The organism is Acidovorax sp. KPB24-07 (assembly GCF_057543315.1).
The window spans coordinates 1-1,675 of sequence record NZ_BAAJYS010000572.1 but is presented as its reverse complement, the minus strand read 5'-3'; the positions used below and the strand labels follow the sequence as shown (position 1 = coordinate 1,675).

Here is a 1,675-nt window from a genome sequence, read left to right as displayed (position 1 = left end):
CGACGGCCGCGCCAGCGCCCTCTTCCCCACCCGCAGCCAAGCCGGCCACACCCGTGCCGGCCTCGGCACCCGCCCTGCCCACGGCGTCGTGCGAAGGGCGTTTGTTCATGCCCACGGCCGATGGCCGGCTGCTCGCGCTGGACCCGCGCACCGGCGGCCTGTGCACCGATTTCGGCAACGGCACCGGGCAGATCGACCTGTGGACCGGCATGCCCAACCGCCGCCCCGGCGCTTACTACTCCACCTCGCCCGCCGTGGTCACGCGCGATCTCGTCATCATTGGCGGCACCGTGCTGGACAACGCCTCCACCAAGGAGCAGTCCGGCGTGATCCGCGCGTACGACGTGCACACCGGCGCGCTGGTGTGGAACTGGGATTCGGCCAAGCCCGAGGCCACCGCGCCCATCGGCCCCGGCGAGACCTACACCGCCAATTCGCCCAACAGCTGGTCGATCTCCAGCGTGGATGAAACCCTGGGCCTGGTCTACGTGCCCATGGGCAACCAGCCGCCCGACCAGTGGGGCGGCCGCCGCAGCCCCGAGGTGGAGCGCTATTCGTCCTCCGTCGTCGCGCTCGAGCTGGCCACCGGCCGCGTGCGCTGGCACTTCCAGACCGTGCACCACGATCTGTGGGACTACGACGTGCCCGCGCAGCCCAGCCTGGTGGACCTGACCGTCAAGGGCGAGCGCGTGCCCGCGCTGGTGCAGCCCACCAAGCAGGGCGAGGTCTTCGTGCTCGACCGTCGCACCGGCACCCCCATCCTGCCGGTCACCGAGGTGCCCGCCCCCCAGGGCGCCGCCGAAGGCGACCGCACCGCGCCCACGCAGCCCAAATCGGCCCTGTCGTTCGACCCCGCACCGCTCACCGGCGCGGACATGTGGGGCGTGACCCTCTTTGACCAGCTCATGTGCCGCATCGCGTTCGAGAAGCTGCGCTTCGAAGGCCGCTTCACCCCGCCCTCCACCCGCGGCACCCTGGTCTATCCCGGCAACTTCGGCGTGTTCAACTGGGGCGGCGTGGCCGTGGACCCGCAGCGCGAGATGGCGTTCACCACGCCCACCTACCTGGCCTTCACCTCGCAGCTGATCCCGCGCACCGACGACACCACCTTGCTGGTCCAGCCCGGCGGCGCGCCGCCGCACGGCATGCTGCCCGCGCTGAACGAGAACGTGGGCGCGCCGTTCGCCGTGCGCCTGAAGCCCTTCGTCTCGGTGCTGGGCATTCCCTGCCAGGCGCCGCCCTGGGGCTACGTGGCCGGCGCGGACCTGACCACCGGCAAGATCGTCTGGAAGCACAAGAACGGCACCGTGCGCGACCTGGCTCCCGTGCCCGTGCCGTTCAAGATGGGCGTGCCCAACCTGGGCGGCCCGGTGACCACGGCCGGCGGCGTGGCCTTCCTGTCCGGCACGCTCGACTACTACGTGCGGGCCTACGACGTCTCCAATGGCAACGAGCTGTGGAAGAGCCGCCTGCCCGCAGGCGGCCAGGCCACCCCGATGACCTATACCGGGGCCGATGGCCGGCAGTACATCGTGGTGGCGGCGGGCGGGCACGGCTCGCTCGGCACGCGCACGGGGGACTGGCTGATCGCCTACGCCCTGCCGCGCACCTGACGAGGCTTTGAGACAAAAAGGCCTCCAGCGCAATCGATACTAGGGCATATAGCTATTATTTT

Annotated in this window: 1 protein-coding gene; it reads left to right on the top strand. The window is 70.6% G+C overall.

All coding sequences use genetic code 11. From position 1 onward, the window contains the following. A partial coding sequence (locus tag AC27IQ_RS23970) for an outer membrane protein assembly factor BamB family protein (protein WP_487091054.1) occupies positions 1-1,613 on the top strand: 1,613 nt, incomplete at its 5' end. Between the last annotated feature and the right edge of the window lie 62 nt (positions 1,614-1,675).